1 protein-coding gene is annotated in these 2,453 nt (G+C 64.8%); it reads left to right on the top strand.

Annotation, left to right across the window (positions count from 1 at the left end; genetic code table 11):
• Positions 1-2,453: non-ribosomal peptide synthetase (locus tag BST27_RS30075; protein WP_139805478.1), on the top strand; the 2,453-nt coding region annotated here is incomplete at both ends.

Genomic DNA, 2,453 nt, shown 5'->3' with positions numbered 1-2,453 from the left:
GCACATGTGCGCCAGGGTGGGGGCGGGTTGAGCCCATCGGACATCGCACCAGCCCGACTGAACCAGGCGCAGATCGATGAATTGCAGCAACAGTATCGGGTCGCCGACATCTTGCCGCTGACACCGCTGCAGCAGGGGCTGTTGTTCCACGCCGCCACAACTGAGGGTGACGAGGAACTGTATGCGGTGCAGGTGAGCATCACCATTTCCGGCCCGCTGGATGTGTACCGGCTTGGTGCTTCGGTGCAAGAGGTTGGCACCCGACATCCGCACCTGTTGGCCGGGTTCTGCGATCGGTTCGCCGAGCCGGTGCAGATCCTCACGGTCGATCCCGTCGTGCCGTGGCGCTATGTCAACCTGGTCGCAGGTGATGGCAATGCGGATGAGCAGATCGCGGCGTTGTGCGCCGCGGAGCGGGCCGCGGTATGTGACCTCATGAGCGGCAGTGCATTCCGTGCTCTGTTGATTCGCACCCAGCCCAACCAGTATCGGTTCGTATTGACCAACCACCACATTGTGCTCGACGGTTGGTCGCTGCCCATCTTGTTGGGCGAAGTCTTTGCCTCCTACCACGGGCAGGTATTGGCGCCCGCGGTCCCGTATCGGCGCTTCATATCATGGCTATCGGGCCGTGATGACGCGACCGCCCGGGCAACGTGGGGCGCACTGCTCGCCGGATTCGATCTCCCCACCTTGGTCGGCCCGCCTGACCGCGTGGGTTCGGGCCGGCGCGGCGTGGAATGGTCTGCGGTGTCGGGGCGGACCACCGAGGCATTGCGGGAGTTGGCCCGATCGGCCCAAACCACCCTGAGTACGGTGCTGCAGGCCGGGTTCGCCCACTTGCTGATGGGGTTGACCGGTCAGCATGACGTCGTGTTCGGGACCACCATCTCGGCACGCCCCACCGAAATCGCCGGTGCGGAGTCGATGGTCGGATTGCTGATCAACACGGTGCCGGTGCGGGCTACCGCCACCGCCACGACCAGCAGCGCCGATTTGATCGGCCAGTTGCACGACGCCTACCAGTACACCCTGGACCACCAGCATCTGGCGCTGAGCGAGATACACCGCGTCACCGGTCACGACCAATTGTTCGACACCCTCTTCGGCTACGAAAACTTCCCGGTCGATGCCGCGGTGCTGAACCGTGACGACGAAAATATCTGGAAAATAACCGAATTCAGTGCCCGAGAGTACAATCACTATCCACTGACGGTGCAGGCGTTCCCCGGTACCGAACTGCGGCTACGCCTCGAATTCGACACCGACGTGTTCGACATGGTCACCATCCACACGTTGGTTGGGCGGTTCCAGCGCGTGCTGGAGACGATGGCCATCGATCCGAACCGTCCGCTCTCGACCGTCGATGTCCTCGACGCGGCCGAGTATGGGCGCCTCGACGTGCTGAGCAATCGCGCATCGTTGGGCGAGTCTTCGGCGGCTACCGCGTCGATCCCGGCCCTATTTGCTGCCCAGGCGGCTCGGTCCCCGGATGCGGTGGCGCTGGCCTTCGGTGCGCAGTCCGCTACCTACCGCGAGCTTTCTGAGGCATCGAACCGGTTGGCGCACTTGCTGATTGAACTCGGAGCAGGTCCGGGACGGTTCGTTGCGCTGCTGCTGCCGCGGTCAGCGGATGCGGTCGTCGCGATACTCGCGGTGCTCAAGGCGGGAGCGGCGTATGTGCCGATAGATCCCGGAGTGCCCGATACGCGGGTCGGGTTTGTGATCGCCGATGCCGCCCCGGTGGCGGTGATCACCACCGCCGATTTGGCTGAACGGCTCGGCGGCCACGACCTGCCGGTGATCTCTGTTCAGCAGGCACAAGGCTATTCGGCTGCGCCGCTGCCGCCTCCGGACTCCGATGATGTCGCCTACCTGATTTACACCTCGGGCACCACCGGCACGCCCAAAGGGGTGGCCATCACGCACCGCAACGTCACCCAGTTGATGGGCTCATTGCGGGTGGGGCTGCCGCAGGTGGGCGTGTGGGCGCAGTGTCACTCGCTGGCTTTCGACATTTCGGTCTGGGAGATTTGGGGAGCCCTCTTGCAGGGCGGGCGCCTGGTGGTGGTGCCTGAGTCGGCGACCGCTTCCCCAGAAGAGTTGCAGTCGTTGCTGATCCACGAAAAAGTGACGGTGCTGAGTCAGACGCCGTCGGCGGTGAGCATGCTCAATCCGCAGGCGTTGGAATCCACGGCATTGATGGTTGCCGGGGAGGCGTGCCCGGTCGGCGTGGTGGATCGGTGGGCGCCTGGCCGGGTCATGATCGACGCCTACGGGCCCACCGAGACCACGATGTGCGTGGCGGTGAGCACCCCACTGGTACCCGGGATGGCTAGCGTGCCGATCGGGGTGCCGGTGCCGGGGGCGGCGCTGTTTGTGTTGGATGGCTGGTTGCGGCCGGTGCCGGTGGGTGTGGTGGGGGAGTTGTATGTGGCGGGTTCGGGTGTGGG

The sequence above is a fragment of the Mycobacterium intermedium genome (assembly GCF_002086275.1).
In the GTDB taxonomy this organism is placed as follows: Bacteria; Actinomycetota; Actinomycetes; order Mycobacteriales; family Mycobacteriaceae; genus Mycobacterium; species Mycobacterium intermedium.
This window is presented reverse-complemented; position numbering and strand designations above follow the sequence as displayed.